We start from the raw sequence: 24,806 nt of genomic DNA, 5'->3' as shown, positions 1-24,806 counted from the left end.
CCATGACCACCATCGTGCACCCCAAGGACGCCCTCTTCTCCGGCGAAAAAACCTTCCCCGCGCTCGCCGCCTGCGAGCACTTCGCCGGCAGCGAAAAGCTGATCGTCAAAGCCCTGACGCTGCAGGACGAAATGGGCCCCGTGTTCGACATCACCTGCGACTGCGAAGACGGCGCGCGTGCCGGTGAGGAGCGAGCCCACGCCGAGATGGTGGCGCGCGTGATCGCGTCACCCCTGAACCGCCACGGCAAGCTCGGTGTGCGCATCCACGACCCATCGCACCCGGCCTGGCGGCAGGACGTGGAGATCGTCGTCGGCGGTGCCGCGCAACGCCTGGCCTACGTCACCATCCCCAAGGCCACGGCGACCCAACAAGTGGCCGAGGTGATCGAATACGTGCAAAGCACCGCCCGCCAATCCGGTCGCGGCACCCCTGTGCCCATCCACGTGTTGATCGAAACCCATGGCGCCTTGCGCGACGTGCACGCGATCGCCACCCTGCCCCACCTCGAGGTGCTCGACTTCGGCCTGATGGATTTCGTGAGCGGCCACCACGGCGCGATCCCGGCATCGGCCATGCGCAGCCCGGGCCAGTTCGAGCATCCTTTGCTGGCGCGCGCCAAGGCCGAGGTGTCGGCCGCCGCCCTGGCCAACGGTGTCGTGCCGGCGCACAACGTGTGCCTGAACCTCAAGGACGCCGAGGTCATCAGCGGCGATGCCTCGCGCGCGCGCCACGCGTTCGGGTTCCAGCGCATGTGGAGCATCTACCCGGCCCAGATCGCCCCGATCGTGCAGGCTATGCAGCCCGATTTCCGGGAGGTGCACGACGGCGCGGAGATCCTGCTCGCCGCCCAGGCGGCCGACTGGGGCCCGATCCAGTACCAGGGCGAGCTGCACGACCGCGCCACCTACCGCTACTTCTGGGGCGTCCTGCAGAAGGCCAACGCCACCGGCATGTCGGTGCCCGAGCGCGCCCGGCAGGCCTTCTTCGACCGCGCCTGAGCCGAGGCTCCGCCAAAATTGAGGACACTACGCGTTTCGTTTGGAGGAACCCATGCCTGCCCTGGTCACCGGCGCGACGCGCACGCTCACCGTCTTCGAAATCTTCTCGCGCGAGAAACGCCCCTTGTCCAACTCGGAAGTGGCGCGCCTGCTGTCCGTGCCCGACAGCAGCAGCCTGGACCTGCTGCACACGCTGCACGCGGTCGGCTATCTCATGCGCACGCCCCGCACGCTGCGCTACTATCCCACGGCGCGCCTGTGGGAAACCGCGCAGCGCATCAACGAGAGCGACCCCCTCACCACCGTCGCCCGCGAAGCGGTGGAGCAGCTGGCCGAGAAGACGGGCGAGAGCGCGTTCTTCGGCGTGCTCGACCACAACGCCGCCAAGGTGGTGGCCGCGCAGGCGAGCCGGCAGTCCTTGCGCTACGTGGTGGAGGTGGGCGATCGGATCGGCCTCAGCGCCTCGGCCATGGGCAAGGCTTTGCTGGGCTTGCAGGCCGACGAAGACCTCGCGGCCACCATCGACAAGATGAGCCTGAAGGCGTTCACGCCGCGCTCCATCACCGACCCCAAGCGCTTCCGCAATGCCGTGGCGAAGAGCCGCCAGCAAGGCTGGGCGGAGTCCGTGGGCGAAGGCACCGAGGGCGTGGACGGCCTGGCGGTGGCGGGTTGGATCGACGAGCTGCCGGTGGGCCTGGCGCTGGCCGGTCCGCACGAGCGCATGCAGCGCAACCGCGACGACTACCTGAAAACCTTGCAGGCGGTGGCGGCGACGCTGATGACGGGGTGATGCGCTAAGCCCGGTCCCAGTCGTACGCCGGCGGCTCCTTGCGCACGAAGCGCTGCACCGCGTCCGCGTGGTACGGCAGTGACATGGCCACGGCCTGCTGGTGCGCTTCGATCTCCGCCAGGGTGCGGTAGTCGCTGTCGAAGCTGCGGTTGAGCGTGTTCTTGATCATGCCCATGGCATCGCGCGGGCCGTTCGCCAAGCGCGTGGCCAGCCGGCGCGCTTCGTCCAGCAGTTGCTCCGGCCCGTGCACCGCGTAGACGATGCCCATGTCCCGCGCTTCTTCCGCGCCGAAGCGCCGCGCGGTCAGCATGAGTTCCTTGGCCCTGGCCAGCCCGACCAGGCGGGGCAAGGTGTGGAAGGCGCCGAAGTCCGGCACCATGCCCATGCGGGCGAACACCATGCAGAAGGTGGCGCGGTTTGAGGCCAGCACAAAGTCGGCCATGAGTGCGAGCGACGCGCCGGCACCGAAGGCCGGGCCGTCCACCGCCGCGATCACCGGCACGTCCAGCGAGCGCAGACGGTCGAGCCAGCGATGGTGGTCGGCGCCGATGCGGCTGCGGGCCTCGCCGCTCGGCCCCGCGCCCTCGGCCGACTGCATTGCGGCCATGCCCTTCACGTCGCCACCGGCGCAGAAACTGCCGCCCGAGCCGGTGATGATCAGGGCGCGAATAGCGCGGTCGTTCTCGACACGCTCCAGCATGTCCCGGTAGTCCTGCCGCATCGCCATGCTCAGCGCGTTGCGCGCTTGCGGCCGCTGGTGCGTGAACTCGGCCACGCCGTGTTCGCCGATGCGCAGCGTGGCTTCGCGCAGGTCCATGGTGTTTGGGGTGTTCATGCGTCAGGCCTTCTGCAAGACATGTGGCTCGGCACCGCAATACCAGGCGATGCCGCGCTCGTCCTCGCGCGCACAGGCCTCGCCCCGGTCGATCAGGTAGTTGAGGTAGGCCACCGCCTCGCCGGTGGCGAGCTGTTGCACGAAGGCGTTGGCAAAGCTCGATCGCCCGAACACCGCGTCAAAGGTGTCGACCACGCGCAGCTCGCGCCGCTGCAAAGCCTCGCGCAACTGGTCCAGCGCGCGGTGGCGTTTGCGCGCCAGTTGCGCCAGGCGCGCGTGCAAACCGTGGAAGGGATCGTCGTGCGCGGGCAGCACCAGCACGTCATCGGGAATGGCCTGGCTGACCTTCTCCAGCGAGGCGAGCCAGTCCTGCATGGGGTTGGCGGCCGGCTCCAGCGGCCAGACCGACACGTTGGACGAGATCAGCGGCAGCACCTGGTCGCCCGAGATGAACAGCCCTCGCGGCGCACAGTACAGGCAGGCGTGCTCGCTGGAATGCCCGTTGCCGATCAGCACCTGCCAGTCGTCCTCGCCAATGCGGATGCGCTCGCCTTCGCGGATGCGGCGGTAGCACGCCGGCAGCGGCGACATGTAGCGGCCCATCGGTGCCACGGTGGCGAGTGCCTGCGCGTCCCAGCCTGCGCGCTCATAGAAGGCCAGATCCTGCACCGGCATGGGTTGCGCCGCGCGGGCATGCATCAGGTTGGCCTGCTGGTATTCGCCCTGCGTCATCCAGAGCTCGCAGTCGAACTTGCTGCATAGCCAGCCCGCCATGCCGACGTGGTCCGCGTGCAGGTGGGTGGCGATCACGCGGGTGACCGGTCGGCCTTGCAGCGGCCCCTCCGGCGCGAGCAGTTGCTGCCACACCGCCAGCCCGGCCTCGGTCGACATGCCGGTGTCGACCACCGTCCAGCCTTCGCCGTCGCGCAGCGCCCAGGCATTGATGGTCTGGCCGTTGTACAGCGGTATGCGCTGCCAGAGAACGCCGGGTGCGACCTCCAGCGCGCTGCCCGGTGCCGGGGCCTCGCCGCACGGGTAACGCAAGCGGTCCTTGCGTTGCGACGCGCGATCCGACACACACACCTCGCTCATACCGCAGCCTTCCGAGGCCAGTACGGTTCACGCAGGTCGCGCTTCAAGATCTTGCCGGCGCTCGACAACGGCAGCTCGTCGCGGAACACCACCGTCTTGGGGCATTTGTAGCTGGCGATCAGCTTGCGACAGTGCGCGCGCACGGCCTCCTCGTCCAGCTCGGTGCCAGGCTTGCGCACCACCACGGCGTGCACCGCCTCGCCCCACTTCTCGTGTGGGATGCCGATCACGGCGCACATCGCCACGGCCGGGTGCTGGGCTATGGCGTTTTCAACCTCGGCCGAGTAGACGTTCTCGCCACCGCTGACGATCATGTCCTTGATGCGGTCGACGATGAAGAGGTTGCCCTCGGCATCCATGTAACCGCCGTCGCCGGTGAACAGCCAGCCGTCGCGCAGGGCCCTCGCGGTCTCTTCCGGTTTGTTCCAGTATCCCAGCATGATGTTCGGGCCACGCGCCGTGATCTCGCCCACCACGCCGCGCGGCACCTCGTTGCCATCGGCGTCAACGATGCGCACCAGCACCCCGAAGGCCGGCAGGCCGGCCGAGCGTGACAAGCCGCTCTTGCGCGCGGCTTCGCTGTGGTGCGCCGGTCCGCTAGAGGACACCACCGGGCAGGCCTCTGTCAACCCATACGCATGGGACAGCTCCACATGGGGCAACAGGCGAACCGCCTGCTCGACCATCACGCTGGCGCTTGGCGAAGCGCCGTAGCCTAGGCGCTTGAAGCTGCTGAGGTCGAACTTGTGGAAATCGGGGTGGTTCAGCACCGCCTGGATCATGGTCGGCACCATCACGGTGTCGGTGACCTTGTCGCGCTCGATGATCTCGAGCACCTGGCGCGCGTCGAAGCCCGGCAGCACGGCCTGGCATTCGCCCGCAATGGACTGCATGACGATGCGGCCCAGCCCGGCAATGTGGAACAGCGGCACGACATGCAGCGCCGTGCTGTTGCGCAGGATGGGGGTTTCCGCCAGGCGCTGCACCGCCGCGGCCCACAGGTTCATGTGCGACTGCATCACGCCCTTGGGGTGGCCCGTGGTGCCACCGGTGTACATGATGCAGGCGAGGTCGTCACCACCGCGTCCGGCGTCTTCCACGGCGTCGTGGGCGTCGATCAGCGCTTCGTACGCGTGCATGCCCACGGGCGTCTGGTCTTCGTCGGCATGGATGAACAGCGGCGCGTGCCTTGCGGTGGCACTGATCCGGGGTGCCAGGGGCGCGAAGGCATCGTCCACGATCAGGATGCGCGTGTCGCAGTCGTCCAGCGAATACACGATCTCCGGCACGCTCCAGCGGATGTTCACCGGGTTCAGCACACCGCCAGCCCACCACACGGCCATGACGCATTCAAGGAAGCGATCAGAGTTGAGCGCCAGGATGCCGACGCGCTCGTTCGGCTGCATGCCCAGCGCGCGCAGGGCACCGGCCAGACGGGCGACCCGTTCGCCGTAGACCTGGAAGCTGCGGCGGCGCGAGCCAAAGATGGTCGCCGTCTTCGTCGGCGTGAGCTGCATGGAGCGCTGAAGGCTGAGCGTGAGAGACATGGTGAGACTCGGTTCCTGTGGTTGTCGTCAGGCGCCCAGGCGGGCCAGGCGCGCGGCCATCGCATCGGCATCGCCGAAGAGCTGGTCGAGCACGTGGATGCGGCGCAGGCAATGGCCGACCGCGTATTCCTCGGTCATGCCGATGCCCCCGTGCGACTGTATGGCCGCTTGACCCACCATGCGGGCCTGCCGGCCAATGACCAGCTTGGCGCGCAGCAGTTCGGTGGTGGCCTCGGGCGAGCCGGCCCCGTCGGCCGCCAGCGCGGCGGCCATAGCCATCGTGCGCGAGACCTCCAGGCCGACCCGCATCTCAGCGACCCGGTGGCGCAGGGCCTGGTATTCGCCGATAAGACGGCCGAACTGCTTGCGCGTGTTCACGTAGCCAGTGGTGAGTTCGAAGGCGGCTTCCATGGCGCCGACCATGCCAGCGCAGGCGGCCGCCGTGCCGGCATCGAGCACCGCCCGCAGGGCCGCGGCCTGGCGCGCTGCGTCCGCGGGATCGCCGAGCGCCTCGGCGGCCGCGCCCTGCAGCGTCAGCTCGGCCGCCGGTGTGTCGTCGACGAGCCGGAAATGGCGCAACGCCACACCGGCAGCGCCGGGGTCGACCAGGAACAGCGCAATGCCTTGCGTGGCACCGCCCTGCCCTGCCACGCGCGCGCTCACCACCAGACGACCGGCCGCGTTCGCGTGCAGCACCAGCGCCTTGTGGCCGTCGAGCCGCCAGCTCGCGCCTTCGTGCGTGGCGCGGGTGTCCACCCACGTCGGGTTGTGACGCTCGCCGCTTTCGTCGTGCGCCCAGGCCAGGCGCAAACCGCCGCTGGCCAGCGCGGGCAGCAGCGCGTTTTTCTGTGCCTCGCTGCCGGCCTGGAGCACGGCGGTGCTGCCCAGCACCGCAGAGGCCAGGTAGGGTTCGAGCGACAGCGCACGGCCCAGAGTCTGGGCCACCGGCAGGCGGTCGGCCGCGGCCTCGCTCAGGCCGCCGTAGGCCTCGGGAATGCCGAGCGCGAGCACGCCCAGATCGGCCAACTGGCGCCAGACCTCGGCACTCCAACCTTCGGCCGACGCGGCAATGGCGCGTCGCTGCTCGAAGCCGACCTGGTCGCCCAACAGGCGCGACAGGCTCTCCGACAGGAGCTGGTGTTCTTCGCTGATGTGAAAGTTCATGTGGTTCAACCCAGGATGGTCTTGGCCAGGATGTCCTTCTGGACCTCGCTCGATCCACCGTAGATGGAGGTGGCGCGGTGGAAGAAGTAGCGCGACACGGTGGCCGCGTCGCCGTGCAGGGCGGCATCGCCGTCGTTGCTGCGGCGCTCCAGCCCGCTCAGGCCGGAGACGCGGGCGAGCAGCATGGTGATGTCCTGGATCAGCTCCGAGCCCTTGAGCTTGAGCACCGAGGCAAAACCCGGCAGCGTGCGGTCGATGTCCGGGTCGAGCAGGCAGCGCCAGGCGGTGAGTTCCAGCGCGCGCACCTCGGCGCCCAGCACCGCCAGTTCGGCGGCGAATTTGGGGTCGTCCACCAGGCGTTCGCCGTTCGATTTTTGCTGGCTCGCCAGCTCGCGCGCATAGTCCAGCCGCTCCCAGCACTGGCCCACGCTGGCGACCGAGATGCGCTCGTTGACCAGCAGGAACTTGGCGCAGTCCCAGCCCCGGCCCTCTTCGCCGACCAGGTTGCCCACGGGCACTTGCACGTCGTCGAAGAAGACTTCGTTGAGGTGGTGCTGGCCGTCGATCGACACGATCGGGCGCACCGTGATGCCGGGGCTCTTCATGTCGATCAGCAGGAAGGAAATGCCATCCTGCTTGCGCGCAGCCTGCTCGGTGCGCACGAGCGCGAAGATCCAGTCGGCCACGTGCGCGTTCGTGGTCCAGATTTTCTGGCCGTTGACGCGGTAGTGATCGCCGTCGCGTTCGGCGCGGGTGCGCAGCGAGGCCAGGTCCGAGCCCGACCCCGGCTCCGAGAAGCCCTGGCAGAACAGGAGGTCCAGGTTGGCCAGCTTGGGCAGGAAGAAGCGCTTCTGTTCCTCGGTGCCGTAGCGCAGCAGCACCGTGCCCAGCATGTTGATGTTGAAGCCGATCGGCTGGGGTGCGGGCGCGCGGTAGAGCTCGTCGATCAGGATCAGGCGGCGCGGCACGTCCAGGCCGGCGCCACCGTATTCCTTGGGCCAGTGCGGCGCGGCCCAGCCGCGGGTGTTGAGCAGGCGCTGCCACATCACCGAGTCCTGCTTGCGCGGCGCGTGGCCCCGGCGCAGGCGCTGGCGCACCTCGTCGGGCAGGTTCTCGCGGATGAAGGTGCGCACTTCCTCGCGGAAGGCCGCCTGGGTGGGATCGAGGTCGAGGTTCATGCGGGGCGGATCCTGGCCTTGCCGTTGTTGATGACGAGCGCGTCGCGTTCAAGCACGCGCGCGCGGAAGGAGCCGTCGTCCCACATCTCCACGCGCACGGTGTCGCCGGGCAGCACCGGGGCGCTGAAACGCGCGCCGAGCGACAACAGGCGCGCCGGGTCGTGCCCGCACAGCGTGCGCAGCAGCGCATGGCCGCACAGGCCCAAGGTGCACAAGCCGTGAAGAATGGGCCGTGGGTAGCCGGCCTTGGCCGCCACCGCCGGGTCGGCGTGCAGCGGGTTGAAGTCGCCGTTGAGGCGGTAGTACAGCGCCTGTTCGGGCCGCGTCGGCATGTCGAGAATGTGGTCGGGTGCCCGCTCGGGTGGCACGTCCAGCGGTGGGACCGGGCCCGTGGGTCCGCCGAAGCCGCCGTTGCCGCGCAGGAACAGCGTGCTGCGCAGCACCGCATAACGCTGGCCCGACACCGCGTCGCGCAGTTCCTTTTCGGTGACCATGAGCGCGCCCTTGCTCTCGCCCTTGTCGATCACGTTCAGCACGCGCAGCGTCGAGACCACCTCGCTCTCGCTGGGCAGCGGCGCCTCGAACTGCATGGACTGTTCACCGTGCACCACTTTGCCGTAGTCGATGCCCAGCGCCGGGTCCGCGATCCACGGGCCATTAGGCGCGAGCACGACCGCCATGAAGGGCAGCATCGGCATATCGGCCCGGGTCGGGTCCACGTAGGCCAGTTGCCGGGTGTCCAGCGGGTCCTGTCCCAGGCCGACCGACAGCGCGTACAGCGCGGCCGCGTGGCGCGAGAGCTTTTGCCGCCCCTGTGGAATGGGGTGATGCAGTAAGGTGTGGAGGTCGATCATGCGGCGCTCGATTTACATCGGGTCCCAGGCGAACACGTCGCGCGAAAGTTCCAGCGGCGACATCGACGGCTTGAACGAAGGAATGGCGCGCTCGATGCAGCCCTGCACGGTCCAGCCGGCCGCGTCGTGGATGGTGCGGATCGGGCGCGGTTGCGAGAACAGGAACACCTCGTTGTTGCGCACGCCGAAGATCTGCCCGGTCACATCTCTGGCCGCGTCGCTCAGCAGCGCCAGCGTGAAGGGCGCGATCTTGTCGGACTCCATGCTCATCAGCGTCTTCATGCGCGCGGCCTTCTCGGGCGTGTCGGTGGGGATGCTGCCGACCATGCGGGTGAAGGCGAACGGTGCGATGCAGTTGGAGCGCACGCCGAACTTCTGCATGTCCACCGCGATGGATTTGGACAGGCCGACGATGCCCATCTTGGCCGCCGCGTAGTTGGCCTGGCCCAGATTGCCGACCAGGCCCGAAGTGGAGGTCATGTGCACGAGGGCACCGCTCTGCTGTTCCTTGAAGTGCGGTGCGGCCGCGCGCGCCACGTTCCAGCTGCCCTTGAGGTGCACGCGGATCACGGCGTCGAACTCGTCCTCGGTCATCTTGTGGAACAGTGCGTCGCGCAGGTTGCCGGCGTTGTTCACCACGCCGTCCACGCGGCCGTAGAGGTCCATGGCCTGCTGCACGATGCGCTGGGCGCCGCTCCAGTCGGCCACGCTGTCGGTGTTGGCAACAGCCACACCACCTTCGGCTTGGATCAGCTCCACGGTTTCCTGCGCGGGGCCGGCACTGGCCTCGGAGCCATCGATCTTCACGCCCAGATCGTTCACCACGACCTTCGCGCCCTGGCGTGCCGCCTCGCGCGCGATGCCGCGCCCCACACCGGCACCCGCGCCGGTCACGATGATGACTTTTCCTTCAAGCGACTTCATGTGCATGTCCATTCAACGGTTCGAGAGATATGAAAACTCAGTGCAAGCCCAGCAGGCTCACGGCGGCCACGCCCTGGTACGGCACACCGCCCAGGTTGTGGGTGAGGCCCAGGCTCGGGCTGGCCAACTGGCGTTCGCCCGCACGGCCTTGCAGCTGGTTGTAGACCTCGTAGGCCATGCGCAGGCCCGAGGCGCCGATAGGGTGGCCGAAGCACTTGAGGCCGCCGTCGACCTGGCAGGGAACACCACCGCCTTCGCGGTCGTAGAAACCGTCGAGCACGTCGTGCACGGCGCGGCCGGGTTCGGAGATGAACAGGTCTTCCATGGTGACCAGCTCGGTGATGGAGAAGCAGTCGTGCACCTCCATCAGCGAGATCTGCTGTCGCGGGTCGGTCACGCCGGCTTCGGCGTAGGCGCGGCTGGCGGCGTTGCGGGTGTTGCGCACGTGGCTGCCGTCCCAGGTGTGGGTGGTCGACTCGATGCCCGAGCTCACGCTCAACTGAATCGCTTTTATGGTCACCATGTCCTTGCGGCCGAGCGCGCGGGCGATCTCGGGCGTGGTCACGATGGCGCAGGCCGCGCCGTCGCTCACGCCGCAGCAGTCGAACAGGCCGAGAGGGTCAGCGATCATCGGCGCGCCCAGGATCTGCTCCATGGTGACGGCCTTGCGCAGGTGCGCCTTGGGGCTGAGCACGCCGTTCTGGTGGCTCTTCCAGGACACGCGGGCAATGGCGCGCTTGAGTTCTTCCTTCGAAATCCCGTAGCGCGTGCGGTAGCCATCGGCCAGCTGCGCAAAGCCGGCGGGCGCCGAGCCCAGCGGCATCCACAGGTCGTTGAACGTGCCCTTGTAGGTCGGCGGCAGGCCGCCGTAGCCGGTGTCCTTGAGCTTCTCCGCGCCGATGGCCAAGGCGATGTCGACCGCGCCGGAGGCAACGGCGTAGGCCGCGCCGCGCAGCGCCTCGGTGCCGGTGGCGCACATATTCTCCATACGGCTCACGGGAATGCCGTCGAGCCGCAGCGCCAGCGACGCAGGAATGGCCGAGTTGCCGATGTTGATCTGGTCGAGGCAGGAGCCGAACCACGCGGCGTCGATCTGTTTGCGCTCGATGCCGGCGTCCTGCAGCGCCTCGTTGAAGGCTTCCGCCATCAAGTCGTGCGTGCCCGCGTCGTAACGCTCGCCGAAGCGCGAGCAGCCCATGCCGATGATGGCGACCTTGTCCTTGATACCTGTTGCCATGGTGGTACTGCTCCTCACGCCGCCAGGGGCGTGGCTTTCCAGAAATAGCGTGTGTAGCCGCGTGCGGTGTCCACGTCCTTGATGCGGTAGGTCATGCGCAGCGGCGTGCCTACGTCGAGCCCGGCCGCGCCGACATCGACGATCTCCATCAGCACCCGTGCGCCGTTGTCGAACTGCACGAAACCCACGTGCAGCGGGGGCGCGGGGTGGTAGGACAGCCAGTCGGCGGTGCAGGTCAGCAGCTTCGACGGCACGTCGCTCAGGGGCACAGGCGCGCTCTCGGCGGCCGGTGCACCGCAGCCTTCTCCCACGCAGTACGCCAGGCGCGGAAACTGCACGGTGCCGCAGCGCGTGCACTTGCAAGCCACCATCGCGCCGAGCTGGTCGGCCGACCGATGTTGCTCGCTCAGCGCCGTCTTGATCGGCTTCTCCGCGCGCATGCCCCATTCCAGTTCGATGCCCTTGTCGTACGAAAGCATGCGCAGATAGTCACCGTGCACCTGGGCGTCTGCCAGGGCGGCGCGCACGCTGCCGCGTGTCTGGTAGATCTGGATCGCGTCGGTGGCGCGCAGCACCAGCACGTCGCATCCCTGGCCGAAGCCGACCAGCACCAGCACCTCGCCGGGCTGGCAGCGTTCGAGCGCGTCAGCCAGCATCAGGGCCGGGTGGGCGGCGCCGGCATACCCGCACTGCTCGTCGAGCGTGCTGTCGAGCGTGTCCACCGCGATGCCGCAGCGCTTGGCGACCATCGCGCCGCTGCCCTTGAGCGGCGAGGCGAAGATGAAGTGTTTCACCTGCGCGGGTGCCAGGTTGGCCGACTTCAGCGCGGCGGCCACGGCGTCCGGCACGATGCGGGCGTAGCCCTCGTCGCGGATCCAGCGCTCCTCCCAGTAATAGTCGTGCTTCGACTCGCTGGAGCGGAAGTGGTCGACGAACATGTTCCACACGCTGTGGGCGCCGATCAGCTGGGCGATCACGCCCTCGCTGCCCAACGAGAAGGCCGCCGCGCCCGCGCCGTAGCTCAGTTCCTGCGCGCTGGCTGCCTTGGCGCCGGGGTGGTCGCTGGCGATCACGAGCGCTGGGCCATCGGCCGCACGCAGCTGGGCCAGCAGGCCGCTCACGCCAGCGCGCTGCGACTGGCCCAGGTCGGCCGCGCGGAGCGCCTCGGGCAGTGCCAGGGCATTGGCCACGAGGCTGGAGGTCGGCAGGTCTTCGAAGGCCGCGCGGGTGGTGGCGACCGTGAGCGAGCGCACGGCGGAACGCGCCTGCGCGTCCAGCACCTTGCGCGCGGCTTCCACGGCCATGGTGGTGCTGTCTTCGTCCCAGCTGCAGAAGGCGCGCTGGCCTTTCGCGCCCGCCGCCAGGCCGGGCGCCATCCAGCGGTGGGCGGCGGCGATGGTTTCGCGGCGCATGCGAAGGCGGGGCACGTAGGTGCCATGCCCGGTGATTCCGTACATCTTGGTTTCTTTCAGAGGAAGAGGCACCCCGCGCGGTCCATGCCGCGGGTGGCGCCGAAAGCTCACTGCGCGAGCACGCCGAACTCTTCGATCAGCCGGCTCCAGTAGGCGAAGTCGCCCTGGACCACGTGCAGCGCATCGGCCGCCGTGCCGCCCTTGGCGCTCAGGCCGAAGCCGAGGAACTGCTGCGCCACCTCGGGCTGCCTGACGATACGGTCCACCTCGCGGGCGATCTGGTTCACGACCGCGTCGGGTGTGCCGGTGGGCGCGAGCAACATGCCCCAGCTGTCGCGGTCGAAGCCCTGGAAGCCCTGTTCCCGGAACGTGGGGATTTCCGGCATCAGGGGCGAGCGCTCGGCGCTGGCCACCGCCAGGCCGCGCACCTTGCCCGATTCCAGCGCCTTCTTCGCACCGGTACCGCTCAGAATGCCCAGCTTGATGTGCCCGCCCAGCAGGGCCGCGAGGATGGTGGCGTCGCCCGTGAAGGGCACATGTGTCATCTCCGCGCCCACCGTGCGCTCCAGGCGGCGGCCCATGTAGTGGCCGGTGGTGCCCGGGCCGTGCGTACCGTAGTTCAGCTCACCGGCGCGCGCCGTCGGCGTTGCCACCACCGCCTTCAGGTCGCCCTGCGTGTTCAGATTGCTCGCCATCAAAAACACCGCCGTCGTGAACAGCTGCGAAACGGGCTTGAAATCCTTCAGCGTGCGGTAGCGCACCGTGGGCCGCGTCATCTCGGTGGACAGCATGACCGGCGAGTGCAGCAGCAAGGTGTAGCCGTCCGCCGGGCTTTTCGCCACCAGTTCCGTGCCAATCGCGCCATTCGCGCCCGGGCGGTTTTCCACGACGACCGGTTGCCCCCAGGTCGCGCTGAGCCGTTCGGCTACGCTGCGCGCCACGGCGTCGGTCGGGCCGCCCGCCGGGTAGGGCAGCACGATGCGCACCGGTCTGTCTGGAAAGGCCAAAGCCAGGCTGGCCGCGACGCTAAGCAGCAGGGCAACGCCCGCTTTTGCAATGCGATTCATCGTTGTCTCCAATTCCGTGTTGTGGACTCTCGCCTGCAGGACCGTCCTGTCCGTATGCGAGGACTGCATGATCGCCACCTGGGTAGCCCGACACACTACCCCTTTGGTGTAGGTGTGCGGGGTAGGCCCCGGGGTTGCGCCAGCGGATCAGCGCGTGGTGTCGAGATCGCGCAGACGCGCCACGGCCTGGCCCCGGGCGCTCACGCCCAGCTTGCCGTAGATGTTCTTGAGGTGGAACTTGACGGTGTCGAGCGACACGCCGAGCAGGAGCGCTATCTTCTTGTTGGGCATGGCCTGCGCCACCAGCGTCAATACCTCGTGCTCGCGCTCGCTCAGCAGGGCTAGCACAGCGCGCGAGGCGGACGGCTGTCCTGCCCCGCTCGGCAGCGCCATGCGAGGCCGCTCGGCCGCTGCCAGCAGGCGCCCTACATAGAACGCCAGCACTGGCTCCAGGTTTTCCCGGGGAAGGCGCTCGCGCAGCATGCGCGGCACCTCGGCAGACACGTCGAGCATGGAGCGCACCAGGCCGAACGCGTGGCCGGTGCGCAAACCAGACAGCAGGTGCTGGAGCGCTTCGCCGGGCTCGTTCAACCCGAAACACGCCAGCGCCCACTGCAGTTCCAGCGCGGCCGATGCCCTGTCGCCCCCGTGCCGGCTCGAGGAAAAACGCGCTTTCAAAAGCCGCGCCGCCGTGGCGAAATCCCGCTGGTAGAGCGCCACGTCGATCTGGGCACGTTGAAGGCCGTCGGCGATGCGCGCCGTGACCGAGCGGTCGCCGGCATGCGCTTGCGCGAGCTGCTCCAGCCGTTGCATGGCACCCAGCGCGTTGTCCATCTCGCCCAGCGCGAGATGGTGCCGCAACCGCAGGCCCAGCGCCTGGGCCCGCACGCGGTCAAAACGGTACCGCCCTGCGTACGCCTCCAGCCGTTCGATGCTGGCCAAGGCCTGGTCGGTGCGGCCGGCCAACCGGTGGCCGCTGGCCAGCGTGGAAAGCGCATGCAGCACGAAGCCCGGCAATGTTAGCCGCGCGATCGCGGTAATGCGCGGCTCCAGCAAGGCTTGCGCTGTCTCGACCTCGTCGGTCTCGTACAGTACGTCGGCCAGCACGGCCGCGGCCATACAGCCCACACCGCCATGCCCCGTGTCGCGCTGCTCGGCGCTGCGCAGCACCTCGCGCGCGAGGTGCTCGGCCTCGCTATAACGGCCCTGGCGCCCCAGGCTCACCGCAACCATGCAACGGCCCAGCATGGCGCTGAGTTGGGCGCCGCTGCGGCCCTGCGCCTCTTCGAGAACACGCCTCGCCTGCTCGTACGCACCCTGGTGGATGTAGGACCAGGCCAGCAGGTTGGCACGGCTGGTCCAGGCCAGGTCCTCGGCATCGGGCGGGATCGCTTGCAAGGCTTCGCGGCGCTCGAGCACCGTGTCGAGCCGGTCCTGCTGCACCGCCAGACCGCAGCGCAGCAGCAACAGGTCGTAGCGCTGGCGGGTATCGAGTGTGTCGCGGCGTGCTTCCATGCGCCGCAGGCTGGCTTCGCAAGCGTCGAAGTCACGGGCGTACATGGCCAGGTAGGCCTGGGCCAGGTGCAGGTCGAAATGCCGAACGATCGCCTCGGCCGGCAAGTGGTGCAGCAGTTGCCCGAGTTGCAACAGCTCGCCGCTGGAGAGCAGGTCGTGCGCGCTGGCTTCCACCAGGGCCACCGCCTGCACCATGTCACCGGCCTGCACGGCGTGGAACACCGCGTCTTCCACGTCGCCCCGGGCGTTGAACCATCGGCAGGCGGCCACGTGCAGCGCCCGGCGATCCTCGTCCGGCCACTGCGCGACGCGAGCGAGCAGGGTCTCGCGCAGCAGGGGGTGCAGGCGGTACCATGGCTCGCGCTCGCCGCTGGCGATCGGGGTGATGAAGAAATTGTCCTTCTCCAGCCGGGCGAGCCGGGCCCGCACGCGCGGCAGGGGCTGGGTGTCGCTCAGGAGCGAGGCGCACAGCGGCACGCTGAAGCGGCTGCAGACCGACACGCGGGTCAAGATGTCCAGCTCCTCCGGCGCCAGGCGCACCAGCACCTCGCGCTCGAAATAGCGGGCGAAGGCTTGCGCGTCCCGTACGCGCACCGGCGCGTAACCGGCGGTGCTGCCACCTTCCCGGGTGCGCAGGTCGAGCGCGAACAACTGCAGGCCAGCCACCCAACCATCGGTGAGCTCGTGCAGCGCGAGGGCGTCGTGCTGGTCGATGCTGCCGAGCTGCTCGCGCAGGTAGCGCTCGGACTCTTCGGCGCTGAAACGCAGGTCGCGCATGTCCAGCTCGGTCACCAGCGCCTTGGCGCGCATGCGCTCGAAGGACAGCGGCAGCGCGCTGCGCGAACTCAGGGCGAGATGGAAATGCGCCGGTGCGTAGTCCAGCAGCCACTGGATGGCACGAAAGATGCGCGGGTCGCGCACGTGCTGCAGGTCGTCGAGCATCACCACCAGCTCGCGCTGTCGCAGCGCAATGCCCTGCACCAGGGCGATGGTCCAGTGCTCGATCTCGGCCTCGGTGCTCACACCCTCGGTCAACAGCCCGGCCTCGGCCACGATCGCCGGGTCTAAGCCGGCCATGCTCGCCAGCAAATCGCCCAGAAAGCGCTGGAGCTGGTTGTGCTCGGCCGCGAGCGCCAGGAAGGCCACGTCGAAATCCAGCGCCACCAGCTCCCTGCGCCAGGCCAGCAAGGTGCTGGTCTTGCCGCTGCCCGCCTGACCGATCACCACCATGCAGCGCTGTCGCCGCGCCTCCATGAGGCGGGCCATCAGGGGCTCGCGCTTCATCAGGTGGTGGGAGCCGAGCGGTCGGGCGGACCGGGCGGGACGGGTCATGGCGGCTGCTGTTTCCAAGGGGGTTGCCGGCGGCGTTCTGCCACCAGATCGGGCCATGTTAGCAAGCCACGGACACCATCAGCGCCGATTGTCGACGTCATGCTGCAGCGCTCGGTCGGAAAAAGCATTGCATGTCTGGGGACGGTTCATCGTCACGATGAGCCGGGCGCCGGTAATTCGATCCTAAGGGCGGGTTGGGTCATGGCTGTAGATGAAGATCGGTTTTCACGATCGTATGAACCGGCCTCCTTCGATCGTCAAATGCGTCCGGTCAGCGGAGTGCGACAGCGCGACAGCAACTCCGCCGAGCTAGCCGACAAACGGCAGCCGCTGGGTTGTTGTCTATGAAAGTCGGCCCGTTTGCTCGCATAGAGATATCTCATACACACAGCGCACGGCGAAAGGCTGAGAAGTGAGGTCTTGCGGCGCTCCTTTGACTGGCCTAAAGTTGCTCGCAAGCGGGCGGAAATCGCATTAATTCCCCCGCCCTATTGGTTGCTCTCCGAAGGCTGCTGCGCAGCTTGAACCGCAACGTTCTTGTGGAGAGCAGCATGGAAACAGCACATCCGGAATCCCGCATTCCCGCCAGGGCACCAGCCCTGTTCACCGACCTTCCCTTCAAGCTTCGGCACCCCCTGCTTCTGGCCATGCCTTTCCCCAGCGGGTCTGATACGCACCTATTCGAACTGGAACGATACGTCTGCTACGCGCTCGACCCAAAAAGCCCTGAGACGCTGCGCTGCGCCTCGATCCGGTACATCGGCCGATGGCTTAGAACCCACGCAGCGGACATGAACGTCGAGGCCTTCATGATCGACCTCTTCCGCCTCCTCGATCGGCTGACCTGGTCAGTGAACCTGCTTCATGCCTTTGCCACGGCCCACCTTTCAGCAGCAGGCATTACCATCAAGCGCAGGGATGTTGTCTTCCACTGAAAACTGACCCAGTTAGAGCAGCAATTTCCATTGAAAGCTGACCCACGTAAGAACCCTATCCTGCTGCTTTTGGCAGCAGGAGATTTCAGGAGTGATAGACGTGGCGACTTTGAGTGTCATAAGACGCTGGGCACTGCGCGAGCAGATGTCCATCCGCGAGATCTCCAGGCGTACAGGCCTGGCTCGCAACACCGTTAAGAAGTACCTGCGGGCGGGCGATGAAGAGCCCCGCTACGCCAAGCGTGCGAGCTCCAGCAAGCTCGACCCTTACGCTGAAAAACTCTCCACGTGGCTGTCGATCGAGGCAACAAAGTCGCGCAAACAGCGGCGCACTTTGCTGCAGCTCCACACACTAAGTCTGAAAAGGAGAAAACGAAGCACTTATCCACACCGTGAGCTGCTTTGCTCACAAAGCGGGTGGGTCAGTATTCGATGGAAATCTCGGGTCAGAGATCAATGGAATTCAACACCTGGGCGCCACTGGCACTGTGACGGGCTCCAAGTACCTTGTGCAACACGGCAAGGCCCGTCTGCTGATCGACTGCGGGCTGTTTCAAGGCTACAAGCAACTGCGCCTGCGCAACTGGGCCCCATTGCCCGTTCGACCCTCGCAGATCGACGCGGTCGTTCTGACCCACGCGCATATCGACCACAGCGGATACCTTCCCTTGCTGGTCAAACAAGGTTTTCGCGGCATCGTGTACTGCACAGCCGCCACGCGGGACCTCTGCCGCATCATGCTGCCCGACAGCGGCGGCCTTCAGGAAGAAGAAGCCGAGTTCCTCAATCGCCATCGCCTGAGCAAGCATTCGCCGGCACTGCCTCTTTACACGCGCAAGGACGCCGTCCGATGTCTCGAACGCATCCAGCCGGTTCCCTGGGGATCGCATTGGGAACCGATACCCGGCGTGAAAGCGGCCTTGTATCGCGCGGGCCACATTCTGGGTGCTGCCTCGGTGCGATTGGACAACGGCGTGTCTTCCCTGCTCTTCTCTGGCGACCTGGGTCGACCTGCGGACATTCTCATGCGGGCGCCCGATCCCGTGGTCCAGGCGGACCGCGTGGTGGTCGAGTCCACGTATGGCGATCGTCTGCATCCCGTCATCGACCCTTGGGCTCAGTTGGCGGATGTCATCCATCGCACCGCCGCCCGAGGAGGTGCCATCATCGTGCCCGCGTTCGCTGTAGGGCGTGCCCAAACTTTGCTGCACATGATCCGGGTGCTGATGCAACGCGGCGCGATTCACCATCTGCCTGTGTTCCTGAACAGCCCCATGGCTGAAGATGCCACCGCGGTGTTCGTGCGCCACGGCGGGGAACTTCGCATATCGACCGAAGAATGCCGGGCATTGCCGCTTGGAGCGGTCCAGGTTCGGTCGGTGGATGAGTCGAGGGAACTCAATGCACGGCGAGGGCCGATGGTGATCATTGCAGGCAGTGGCATGGCCACGGGGGGACGGGTGCTGCATCACATCAAGGCGTTCGCACCAGACAAACGCAACACCATCCTGTTGACGGGATTTCAGGCCGGAGGTACGCGCGGTGCGTCTCTGGCCGCAGGGGCAAAGAGCGTGCGGATCCACGGAGAGGATGTGCCCATCCGCTGCCAGATCGCCCAGCTGGCCTGCACCTCCGCGCACGCCGATGCGGCAGAGGTTGAAGCCTGGCTCGCCGGGATGAAAGCGGCCCCGGCCACCACGTTCATCACCCATGGCGAACCCGCTGCGGCAGATGCATTGCGCCAGCGCATCGAGCGAGGACTGGGGTGGAGCGTCTGCGTCCCCGATTACCTCGAGACGTACGCCGTCTAGGGCGAGCCAAGCTCTGGTTTGGCTGAGCGAGGCCGTCGCCAATGCCGCCAAGCGCTGGGACGCAGATCTTGTCGTGCCCGGTCCGCATGGTCGAAAGGGGTTTCATCGGTTGGTCATGGGCAGCAGCGCGAAGCCGAGTTGCGCGCCCTGTATTCAATGGCCACGGGCCATGCTCAACCGCAGACAAGGCGCTGGTGGCCGCGCTGCCAAGTCGGCGGGCGTCGAAAGCGACGCCCATCTGCTGGGCACCTGACGCGGGCCAACCCCGGCAAGCCGTGAAGTCATGCTCGTCAACCGGCGCTGTCAAACGGGCGCCGATTGATCGAGCTGTCTGTCAGCCGGCGTCCTCAGGCCACCTGCACTTCAATGCGCCGCGCCTGTGCATGCTCCGCCTTGGGAATGCGCAGCTTCAGCACGCCCTGCGCCAGCTCGGCAGTGACCTTCTCGGTATCGAGTTCCTTGCTCAGCGTGAAGACGCGCTTGAACCTGGCAAGGCCGACCTCCGTGTGGTGGGAGGCAAGGTCCTCCGGCACTGCAAGATCCGCTTCCGCCTCAATCGTCAAGGTGTCAGATTCGACGTTCAGGTTCAGCTTCTCCCGGCTCACGCCAGGCAGGTCGGCGTAGAGCGTGATGCCGTTCACATCCTCGATCACGTCCACAGGGGGCGTCAGCGCCGCGTCACTGTAGCGCGTGCGCCTGCTCTGGCCGGCATCGTTGCGCAGCGCCGCGCGGGTCGTCTGGACTTCGTTGTTCATGGCGATTCTCCTTTGGTTCTCTGAGGTGCTTCACTGGATGGCGATGCGCCGAGGCTGAGCCGACGCCCTGCGCTGCACGGTGATGCGCAGAACGCCATCGCGCAGCTTCGCATCGACGTGTTCGGGATCGGCGTCCTCCGGCAGCGTGATCACCCGATGAAAGCGGCCTTCAAATCGCTCGTTGATGTGCACGGCCGTCTTGGCATCCGGTGCGGGCAGCGAGCTCTTGCGCTCACCCGCCACACTCAGAAGGCCACGCTCCAGCTGGACCTCGAGCGTGGCCGGATCGACGCCCGGGGCGAAGGCATAGATCTCGATGGCCTTGGGCGTGCCGCCCACATTCAGGGCAGGAAAGCCATTGCGGGCGAAACCGCGGATGGTGGGAGACAGATCGAAGGCCTGCTGCATCTCGCGTTGCAGGCGATCCATCTCGGCGAACATGTCGCGCGGGAACAGGGATCGGTACATGGCGAAACCTCCATTCAAGGGTTGAACAGAGCGCTGGAGGCGTCTCCAGCGCTTCCGGCCTGGAAATTGGGGATGGCGCCCGAAAGTTTCAAGAGGGGTCCGCCGCGACAACCGACAGGTCCGCAGACCCTCAGATCCAGCAAGCCTGGCAACAGGCAACAGCCTTCGGCATCGAGCTGTGCGCCGATGTCGGCCCAGTCCAAACGTCGATGAGGGTGTCAGCCCGCTTTGCGGAACGTGAGATTGAGGCGTTGGCCGCCCAGCAGCGCATGCGGCGCCTCCTTGAGCGGCATCACGCCGTGGTAGCGCAGGCGATCGGCACCGCCCCACACCACCACATCGCCATGGTGCAGCGGCACCTTGAGCACGGGGTCGGTGCGCGCCTGGCCGCCGAACAGGACCGTGGCCGACATGCCCAGCGACACGGAGACGATGGGCGCGGTGAAGTCACGCTCGTTCCTGTCCTGGTGCAGCGAAAGCCGGCTGCTGGGCCGGTAGCGATTGACCAGGCAGGCATCGGGCTCGAAGCCGTCGAATCCCGCCGCCGCGGCCGCCTGGGTGGCCAGCCGGGCCAACACCGCCGGCATGGCCGGCCAGGGAGCGCCGGTGTCCGGGTCGACGGCGCTGTATCGGTAGCCGCGCCGGTCGCTGGTCCATCCCAGCGCGCCGCAGTTCGTCAACGCCACCGACATGGTGAAGCCGCCGGGCGTCACCATGTGCCGCAACGGCGAGCGGGCTTCGATGGCGTCGATGGCGGGCAGCAGCTCGCGCACGCACGGCAAGGCGAAGCCGCGCAACACCATCGCGCCAGGCCCCAGGCGTTGGCGCTCGTCTTGCGCCGTGGTTTCGAAAAGGTCGAGCGATGGATGAACATCCATAAGCATGCCCGCTTGACGGCTGCGGGTCGAGCCCTGCTGGTCAGCTGGGTATTGGACGAAGGCTGGTGCGTGGCAGCGGCCGCCCAGGCCGTGGACCACTGCGCCAACCTGGGCGTGCGCATCGAGCTCGTCATGACCGACAACGGCGCGGGCTACAAGAACACCTTCGGGGCGGCCTGCCAGGATCCGCTCTCAACCTTCAGCCGCCCATGAGCCGCATTCCGGCCATGAACAACCTCCTGAGACTCAACATCTAGGCGTCTCGTGCTGGCCCCGCTGGTTCGCGGGCACCTTCCGCGCGGCGTTGGCGCGAGCGCTGCAGCAGCAGGCCCACGAGCAACATGGCCGCGGCCGAACCCGAAAGGCCGGGCGACATGAGCACCAGCCGCGCCAGGCCATCGACCGCTTCGACGCTGACCTGCTGTGCGTGATCGACCAGCGCCACGATGTCGGCGGGTTGCACGTTGGGGATGTCCTCCAGCCGCACTTGGAACTCCTGCCAGCCACCGCGAAAACGGATTTTCGCGAAGATGCCGTCGGCCACCGCCACCAGCGACAGGACACCCAGAGGGCGCAGCAACTGTTCCAGCATGTGGCCGCGGTCGGCCGGCAGCGCGGCCTCGTACACCTCGGCGACCAGCTCGGGGATGGCCACCATGCCATTCGGGGCCTGGCGTGCATGGCCGCCGCCCGCAGACGGCTCGGTCGTCGGGTTCATGAGACCCGGCCTGACAGGGCTCGCAGGAGGTCCAGCGCCGTTTCAAGGGCCTCCTCCGCGCGCAGGAACTCGTGGTGGCGGATGAACCAGGACGCTTCGTCCAGCGCCACCAGGGCATCGGCCACACCCACGGTGGACGTGGCATGCAGCGCGCGGCGGGCCTCCCGGATGGCCGAGATGGCCAGGCTGTCGTGGCTGCAATAGACGTCGACCTGCGCCCGCCGGACATGGTCCATGGCTTGCATCGACAGCGGCACAGCACCCGATTCGTGCAGCGGGGGGGTGTAGGCCGTGGCGCCGACCATCGCATCAACGAGCAGGAGCGCGGGGAGGTTGTTGGACATGTTCGGCCTTTCGGGTCGGTGGTTGGAATGCGTTTCACTCTGCGGCGGGCGTGGGAACGGGAGGTTGCAAACGACAACGCCGCAGATGACAAATGTCATTTGCGGCGCCGTGGCATGGTGGGGCGCGGCGGGGCGCTGCCGGCGCCCCACCCCGTTGCGTGCGTCAGCCCGCGGCTTTCTGCTCGGTCGGCATGGCCTTCTGCTTGTGTGTCGCCTTCTTGGCCACGTGCTTCTTGTGCGGGGCCTTGGCGGCCTTGTGCTTGTCGGCCGGCATGGTCTTGGGCATCGCGGTGGTCGCGGGGGCGGCCGCCGGGCCTGGCATGGCGGCGGGTGCCGCGGGTTTGGGCGAACTGTCCATGGTGCTTTGCGCAAAAGCGCTGGCCCCCATGGCGGCAATCGCAGCGGTGATGAGGACGGTACGTAATTTCATTCGAAGCTCCAGGTTCGCAGCGGTCTTGGATTGCGGTCGATGCTGCGTTTCGTCAACCACGGCTCCGATGCTGGTGGCCCGGTGTGCTTCGCCGGTGTCAAACCACCCGTCGGCACATTTCACTTGCAATCGCGGGGATCAGAGCTGGAACCCCAGCCACAGCAGCATGCCTTCGGCGATGTCGCGCGCGAGCCCGGGTGCGGTCGCCACGTAGGGTTGCGCCGTGCCGCGCTCCTGGTCGAACCAGTCGGCGAACTGCTGCACGTCGGCCGACGGGTGGAAGGCGCACATCAGCTCGTAGTTCAGCAGCAGGCTGCGGCTGTCCAGATTGGCCGATCCGCACAGGGCCAGCGACTGATCGAACACCGCGAGCTTGGCGTGCATCATCCCGGGCGCGAGCCAGATCCGGCCGCCGGCCTGGGCCAGCGATCGCAAGGCCCGGCCCCGCGCCATATCCGAGAGCCGGTGGTTGGACCGGGCGGGCACCAGCAGGTCGACCACCACACCGCGCCGCGCGGCCAGGCACAGCGCCATCAGCAGCGCCGCGTCGGGCACGAAGTACGGCGTGGCCAGGGCGATGCGGGCCTTCGCCCGGTAGGCCCCCGTCAGCAGCAGCGCCAGCACGGTGTCGTCCGCCTGGTCCGGCCCCGACGCGACGAGCTGGGCACCTTCCCCGGCCTGCGCGCTGGCCTGGAGGACTCCGCGCGGAAGGGCTGGCAGGCCCCGGGCGAAGCGCCAGTCGTGCTCGAACAGCTCGCTCGCCTGCTGCACCAGCGCACCGCCCAGGTCGAAGCTCAGATCGCGCCAGGGCGCCTGCCCGGGTGAACCCATGAAGTACTCGGCGGCCAGGTTGCGGCCACCGCACCACAGGCGGGCCGACGGCAGGCCCGCGTCGGCGATCAGCATCTTGCGGTGGTCGCGCAGATTGGTGCGCCCCCGGATCGGCGAGCGCAGCGGCGGCACGAAGCGCACGAACTCGGCCCCCGCGCGGGTCAGGCGCTCGAGGTTCGGAGGGCGCTGCATCAGGCTGCCCATGCCGTCGAGCAGCAGGCGCACGCGAACGCCCTGCCCGGCCTTGACCGTCAAGCGATCGACCACCGACTGCCCCGGTCCCTCGCGCCCCAGGATGAAAGTGCACAGATCGAGGGTGGCCTGCGCGCCGTCGATCGTGCGCATCAGGGCCTCCTGGGCCTGGCGGCCATCGCTGTGCAGCTGCAGGTCGCGGTAGGCGGCGGGTGCGGGCTGCCCCAGCGAGACGATGGTGCCTGCCGCCCAGGCATCGCCCGCGGCCTGGGGGCGTGGCGCGGTGGCCGCGAGGGAGGCCGGGCGGGCGAGCTTGCGCGAGCCGAGCAGGAGGAACGCCGGCAGGGCCACATAGGGCAGCAACACGATGAACAGGACCCAGGCGATCGCCGACGCGGGCGGCCTGCGCTGGCGCATCGCGTGCGAGCTGAAGACGTAGACCAGGACCGCCAACGAGACGGCGAGGCCGTGCAGTGTCAGCCAATGGCTGGGCAACATGTCACTTGTCATCTGCCTTTGCGCTCCAAGCAATACCGCCCAGGCCGGGCAAGCGCAGTATCCCCCTCATGTCCAGGCGCCCTCCTGGAACCCCGAGGAACCCCACCATGCCCACCCGAGTTCTTCGTGGCGGTGGGCATCTGCACCCAACTGGGCTGCTCGCCCACCTCGGTGCCTGCGGGCACCGGCAACCCGGGCCTGCCGGCGCACTGGCCCGGAGGGTTCCTCTGTCCCTGCGACGACGACGCACCCGCGTGAATCAGAACAGCGTCTCGACCTCGCTGGCCAGCAGGTAGCCCGCGCCGCGCTCGGTGAGGATCAGCGTGGGGTTGGTGGCGTCGCGCTCGATCTTGAGGCGCAGGCGGCGGATCTGCACGTCGATCGTGCGGTCATAGACCTCGGCCTCATGCAGGCGCGACATCGACAACAACTGGTCGCGGCTCAGCACGCGCCGGGGCGCCCGGCACAGCGCGTTGAGCAGGCTGAATTCGCCGTTGGACAGTTCCACCGACTGGCCCACCGGCGATACCAGGCGGCGGGTGCGCAGGTTCAGCTCCCAGCCGGAAAAGCGGTAGGCCCGCCGCGTGTTGTCGCGCTCGGGCAGCGTGGCCTGTACCTGGTAGCGGCGCAGCACCGCGCGCACGCGGGCGAGCAGCTCGCGTGGGCTGAACGGCTTGGTGACGTAGTCGTCCGCACCCAGCTCCAGGCCCATCACGCGATCGGCCTCCTCGCTGCGCCCGGTCAGCAGCACGATGGGCACGGTGGCCCGCTCGCGCAAGGCGCGGGCCAGCAGCATGCCGTCCTCTCCCGGCAGCTTGAGGTCCAGCAGCACGAGGTCGATGGCCTCGCGGTCGAACAGCGCGAACATCTCCGCGCCGGAGCACCCGGCGCTCACGCGCATGTCGTTCTTGCCGAGGTACTCGACCACCAGGTCGCGCACGTCCGCGTCGTCGTCGATCACGAGAATGTGGGGAACGGTGGTGGTGCTCATCGTGTGG

The 24,806-nt window shown here is 67.8% G+C and carries 24 protein-coding genes and 4 pseudogenes; 9 read left to right on the top strand and 19 right to left on the bottom strand.

The features are described from left to right. The first annotated feature begins 2 nt into the window (after positions 1 to 2). Both ACODTB_RS19565 and ACODTB_RS19560 read left to right on the top strand, forming a co-directional pair. Entirely contained in the window at positions 3 to 1,001 is a 999-nt protein-coding gene (locus ACODTB_RS19565) for an HpcH/HpaI aldolase/citrate lyase family protein (RefSeq protein WP_488929653.1), read from the top strand. Between the two features lie 52 nt (positions 1,002 to 1,053). Then, positions 1,054 to 1,791, top strand: coding sequence for an IclR family transcriptional regulator (locus ACODTB_RS19560; protein ID WP_291112835.1), 738 nt, complete (start codon positions 1,054 to 1,056; stop codon positions 1,789 to 1,791). A gap of 4 nt (positions 1,792 to 1,795) precedes the next feature. On the opposite strand, the gene ACODTB_RS19555 is transcribed toward ACODTB_RS19560, so the two are convergent. The 11 genes from ACODTB_RS19555 to ACODTB_RS19505 form a co-directional block, all read right to left on the bottom strand. Next, positions 1,796 to 2,626, bottom strand: coding sequence for an enoyl-CoA hydratase/isomerase family protein (locus tag ACODTB_RS19555; RefSeq protein ID WP_488929652.1), 831 nt, complete (start codon positions 2,624 to 2,626; stop codon positions 1,796 to 1,798). A 3-nt stretch (positions 2,627 to 2,629) separates the two neighbouring features. After that, positions 2,630 to 3,718, bottom strand: a complete 1,089-nt coding sequence (locus ACODTB_RS19550) for an MBL fold metallo-hydrolase (protein ID WP_488929651.1) — start codon at positions 3,716 to 3,718, stop codon at positions 2,630 to 2,632. After that, a complete protein-coding gene (locus tag ACODTB_RS19545; RefSeq protein WP_291112832.1) occupies positions 3,715 to 5,265 on the bottom strand; it encodes an acyl-CoA synthetase in 1,551 nt (516 codons plus the stop codon). The genes ACODTB_RS19550 and ACODTB_RS19545 overlap by 4 nt, the downstream gene beginning before the upstream one ends. 27 nt (positions 5,266 to 5,292) lie before the next feature. Next, positions 5,293 to 6,429, bottom strand: a complete 1,137-nt coding sequence (locus tag ACODTB_RS19540; RefSeq protein ID WP_488929650.1) for an acyl-CoA dehydrogenase family protein — start codon at positions 6,427 to 6,429, stop codon at positions 5,293 to 5,295. A 5-nt stretch (positions 6,430 to 6,434) separates the two neighbouring features. Further along, positions 6,435 to 7,607, bottom strand: coding sequence for an acyl-CoA dehydrogenase family protein (locus tag ACODTB_RS19535; RefSeq protein ID WP_488929649.1), 1,173 nt, complete (start codon positions 7,605 to 7,607; stop codon positions 6,435 to 6,437). Then, positions 7,604 to 8,461 (bottom strand): MaoC family dehydratase, encoded by an 858-nt coding sequence (locus ACODTB_RS19530; protein WP_488929648.1) that lies wholly within the window; start codon positions 8,459 to 8,461, stop codon positions 7,604 to 7,606. The genes ACODTB_RS19535 and ACODTB_RS19530 overlap by 4 nt, the downstream gene beginning before the upstream one ends. A 12-nt stretch (positions 8,462 to 8,473) precedes the next feature. After that, a complete protein-coding gene (locus ACODTB_RS19525) occupies positions 8,474 to 9,391 on the bottom strand; it encodes an SDR family NAD(P)-dependent oxidoreductase (RefSeq protein WP_488929677.1) in 918 nt (305 codons plus the stop codon). A 31-nt stretch (positions 9,392 to 9,422) separates the two neighbouring features. Beyond that, positions 9,423 to 10,622, bottom strand: a complete 1,200-nt coding sequence (locus ACODTB_RS19520) for an acetyl-CoA acetyltransferase (RefSeq protein WP_291112828.1) — start codon at positions 10,620 to 10,622, stop codon at positions 9,423 to 9,425. 14 nt (positions 10,623 to 10,636) lie between these two features. Continuing rightward, the gene (locus ACODTB_RS19515) at positions 10,637 to 12,079 is read right to left on the bottom strand and encodes a 3-oxoacyl-[acyl-carrier-protein] synthase III C-terminal domain-containing protein (protein ID WP_488929647.1); all 1,443 of its coding nucleotides are present in this window, start codon (positions 12,077 to 12,079) and stop codon (positions 10,637 to 10,639) included. Between the two features lie 62 nt (positions 12,080 to 12,141). After that, a complete protein-coding gene (locus tag ACODTB_RS19510) occupies positions 12,142 to 13,101 on the bottom strand; it encodes a Bug family tripartite tricarboxylate transporter substrate binding protein (RefSeq protein ID WP_488929646.1) in 960 nt (319 codons plus the stop codon). Between the two features lie 147 nt (positions 13,102 to 13,248). Continuing rightward, complete coding sequence (locus ACODTB_RS19505; RefSeq protein WP_488929645.1) at positions 13,249 to 15,948, bottom strand: winged helix-turn-helix domain-containing protein; 2,700 nt, start codon at positions 15,946 to 15,948, stop codon at positions 13,249 to 13,251. A gap of 551 nt (positions 15,949 to 16,499) precedes the next feature. Between ACODTB_RS19505 and ACODTB_RS19500 the strand changes: the two genes are divergently transcribed. The 4 genes and pseudogenes from ACODTB_RS19500 (at position 16,500) to ACODTB_RS19485 (ending at position 18,947) form a co-directional block, all read left to right on the top strand. Then, positions 16,500 to 16,883, top strand: coding sequence for a hypothetical protein (locus ACODTB_RS19500; RefSeq protein WP_488929644.1), 384 nt, complete (start codon positions 16,500 to 16,502; stop codon positions 16,881 to 16,883). 91 nt (positions 16,884 to 16,974) lie between these two features. Further along, positions 16,975 to 17,232: pseudogene (locus ACODTB_RS19495) on the top strand (IS21 family transposase); the annotation flags it as partial. Positions 17,233 to 17,392: 160 nt separating this feature from the next. Continuing rightward, a complete protein-coding gene (locus ACODTB_RS19490; RefSeq protein WP_488929676.1) occupies positions 17,393 to 18,694 on the top strand; it encodes an MBL fold metallo-hydrolase RNA specificity domain-containing protein in 1,302 nt (433 codons plus the stop codon). After that, the gene (locus tag ACODTB_RS19485; protein WP_366833656.1) at positions 18,594 to 18,947 is read left to right on the top strand and encodes a universal stress protein; all 354 of its coding nucleotides are present in this window, start codon (positions 18,594 to 18,596) and stop codon (positions 18,945 to 18,947) included. Before ACODTB_RS19490 ends, ACODTB_RS19485 begins: the two co-directional genes overlap by 101 nt. Positions 18,948 to 19,041: 94 nt before the next feature. On the opposite strand, the gene ACODTB_RS19480 is transcribed toward ACODTB_RS19485, so the two are convergent. From ACODTB_RS19480 to alkB, 3 genes are all read right to left on the bottom strand, one after another. Beyond that, on the bottom strand, positions 19,042 to 19,449 hold the full coding sequence (locus tag ACODTB_RS19480; RefSeq protein WP_291118715.1) for an Hsp20/alpha crystallin family protein: 408 nt from the start codon (positions 19,447 to 19,449) through the stop codon (positions 19,042 to 19,044). Positions 19,450 to 19,479: 30 nt separating this feature from the next. Next, positions 19,480 to 19,917 carry an Hsp20/alpha crystallin family protein gene (locus ACODTB_RS19475; protein ID WP_291118712.1) on the bottom strand — a complete coding sequence of 146 codons (438 nt, stop codon included), beginning with the start codon at positions 19,915 to 19,917 and terminating at the stop codon, positions 19,480 to 19,482. 218 nt (positions 19,918 to 20,135) lie between these two features. Beyond that, entirely contained in the window at positions 20,136 to 20,795 is a 660-nt protein-coding gene (gene alkB / locus ACODTB_RS19470; RefSeq protein ID WP_291118709.1) for a DNA oxidative demethylase AlkB, read from the bottom strand. Between alkB and ACODTB_RS19465 the strand changes: the two are divergent. Together ACODTB_RS19465 and ACODTB_RS19460 are read left to right on the top strand one after the other, a co-directional pair. After that, positions 20,784 to 20,840, top strand: a pseudogene (locus ACODTB_RS19465) (leucine zipper domain-containing protein); the annotation flags it as partial. The gene alkB and the pseudogene ACODTB_RS19465 sit on opposite strands and share 12 nt — an antisense overlap. 42 nt (positions 20,841 to 20,882) lie before the next feature. Then, a pseudogene (locus ACODTB_RS19460) lies at positions 20,883 to 20,981 on the top strand (IS481 family transposase); the annotation flags it as partial. Between the two features lie 67 nt (positions 20,982 to 21,048). Here ACODTB_RS19460 and ACODTB_RS19455 read toward each other — a convergent pair. From ACODTB_RS19455 to ACODTB_RS19440, 4 genes are all read right to left on the bottom strand, one after another. Further along, the gene (locus ACODTB_RS19455) at positions 21,049 to 21,513 is read right to left on the bottom strand and encodes a hypothetical protein (protein WP_291118707.1); all 465 of its coding nucleotides are present in this window, start codon (positions 21,511 to 21,513) and stop codon (positions 21,049 to 21,051) included. Beyond that, positions 21,510 to 21,857, bottom strand: coding sequence for a hypothetical protein (locus ACODTB_RS19450; RefSeq protein WP_291118705.1), 348 nt, complete (start codon positions 21,855 to 21,857; stop codon positions 21,510 to 21,512). Before ACODTB_RS19450 ends, ACODTB_RS19455 begins: the two co-directional genes overlap by 4 nt. Before the next feature lie 163 nt (positions 21,858 to 22,020). Beyond that, on the bottom strand, positions 22,021 to 22,287 hold the full coding sequence (locus tag ACODTB_RS19445; RefSeq protein ID WP_291118702.1) for a hypothetical protein: 267 nt from the start codon (positions 22,285 to 22,287) through the stop codon (positions 22,021 to 22,023). 138 nt (positions 22,288 to 22,425) lie between these two features. Further along, positions 22,426 to 23,808: a phospholipase D-like domain-containing protein gene (locus ACODTB_RS19440; protein ID WP_291118699.1), complete on the bottom strand. Its 1,383-nt coding sequence runs from the start codon at positions 23,806 to 23,808 to the stop codon at positions 22,426 to 22,428. A gap of 114 nt (positions 23,809 to 23,922) precedes the next feature. Here ACODTB_RS19440 and ACODTB_RS19435 point away from each other — a divergent pair. Further along, positions 23,923 to 24,045 (top strand): annotated as a pseudogene (locus ACODTB_RS19435) (ubiquinol-cytochrome c reductase iron-sulfur subunit); the annotation flags it as partial. 22 nt (positions 24,046 to 24,067) lie between these two features. On the opposite strand, the gene ACODTB_RS19430 reads toward ACODTB_RS19435, so the two are convergent. Continuing rightward, entirely contained in the window at positions 24,068 to 24,799 is a 732-nt protein-coding gene (locus tag ACODTB_RS19430; protein WP_291118698.1) for a response regulator, read from the bottom strand. Between the last annotated feature and the right edge of the window lie 7 nt (positions 24,800 to 24,806).

Source organism: Hydrogenophaga sp. FG152 (genome assembly GCF_057809615.1).
This window is presented reverse-complemented; position numbering and strand designations above follow the sequence as displayed.

Bases quoted from the DNA above. Each gene is read 5' to 3' on its own strand.
- ACODTB_RS19565 (WP_488929653.1), top strand. From the start codon at position 3: ATGACCACCATCGTGCACCCCAAGGACGCCCTCTTCTCCGGCGAAAAA.
- ACODTB_RS19560 (WP_291112835.1), top strand. From the start codon at position 1,054: ATGCCTGCCCTGGTCACCGGCGCGACGCGCACGCTCACCGTCTTCGAA.
- ACODTB_RS19555 (WP_488929652.1), bottom strand. From the start codon at position 2,626: ATGAACACCCCAAACACCATGGACCTGCGCGAAGCCACGCTGCGCATC.
- ACODTB_RS19550 (WP_488929651.1), bottom strand. From the start codon at position 3,718: ATGAGCGAGGTGTGTGTGTCGGATCGCGCGTCGCAACGCAAGGACCGC.
- ACODTB_RS19545 (WP_291112832.1), bottom strand. From the start codon at position 5,265: ATGTCTCTCACGCTCAGCCTTCAGCGCTCCATGCAGCTCACGCCGACG.
- ACODTB_RS19540 (WP_488929650.1), bottom strand. From the start codon at position 6,429: ATGAACTTTCACATCAGCGAAGAACACCAGCTCCTGTCGGAGAGCCTG.
- ACODTB_RS19535 (WP_488929649.1), bottom strand. From the start codon at position 7,607: ATGAACCTCGACCTCGATCCCACCCAGGCGGCCTTCCGCGAGGAAGTG.
- ACODTB_RS19530 (WP_488929648.1), bottom strand. From the start codon at position 8,461: ATGATCGACCTCCACACCTTACTGCATCACCCCATTCCACAGGGGCGG.
- ACODTB_RS19525 (WP_488929677.1), bottom strand. From the start codon at position 9,391: ATGCACATGAAGTCGCTTGAAGGAAAAGTCATCATCGTGACCGGCGCG.
- ACODTB_RS19520 (WP_291112828.1), bottom strand. From the start codon at position 10,622: ATGGCAACAGGTATCAAGGACAAGGTCGCCATCATCGGCATGGGCTGC.
- ACODTB_RS19515 (WP_488929647.1), bottom strand. From the start codon at position 12,079: ATGTACGGAATCACCGGGCATGGCACCTACGTGCCCCGCCTTCGCATG.
- ACODTB_RS19510 (WP_488929646.1), bottom strand. From the start codon at position 13,101: ATGAATCGCATTGCAAAAGCGGGCGTTGCCCTGCTGCTTAGCGTCGCG.
- ACODTB_RS19505 (WP_488929645.1), bottom strand. From the start codon at position 15,948: ATGACCCGTCCCGCCCGGTCCGCCCGACCGCTCGGCTCCCACCACCTG.
- ACODTB_RS19500 (WP_488929644.1), top strand. From the start codon at position 16,500: ATGGAAACAGCACATCCGGAATCCCGCATTCCCGCCAGGGCACCAGCC.
- ACODTB_RS19485 (WP_366833656.1), top strand. From the start codon at position 18,594: ATGGCGAACCCGCTGCGGCAGATGCATTGCGCCAGCGCATCGAGCGAG.
- ACODTB_RS19480 (WP_291118715.1), bottom strand. From the start codon at position 19,449: ATGAACAACGAAGTCCAGACGACCCGCGCGGCGCTGCGCAACGATGCC.
- ACODTB_RS19475 (WP_291118712.1), bottom strand. From the start codon at position 19,917: ATGTACCGATCCCTGTTCCCGCGCGACATGTTCGCCGAGATGGATCGC.
- alkB (WP_291118709.1), bottom strand. From the start codon at position 20,795: ATGGATGTTCATCCATCGCTCGACCTTTTCGAAACCACGGCGCAAGAC.
- ACODTB_RS19455 (WP_291118707.1), bottom strand. From the start codon at position 21,513: ATGAACCCGACGACCGAGCCGTCTGCGGGCGGCGGCCATGCACGCCAG.
- ACODTB_RS19450 (WP_291118705.1), bottom strand. From the start codon at position 21,857: ATGTCCAACAACCTCCCCGCGCTCCTGCTCGTTGATGCGATGGTCGGC.
- ACODTB_RS19445 (WP_291118702.1), bottom strand. From the start codon at position 22,287: ATGAAATTACGTACCGTCCTCATCACCGCTGCGATTGCCGCCATGGGG.
- ACODTB_RS19440 (WP_291118699.1), bottom strand. From the start codon at position 23,808: ATGTTGCCCAGCCATTGGCTGACACTGCACGGCCTCGCCGTCTCGTTG.
- ACODTB_RS19430 (WP_291118698.1), bottom strand. From the start codon at position 24,799: ATGAGCACCACCACCGTTCCCCACATTCTCGTGATCGACGACGACGCG.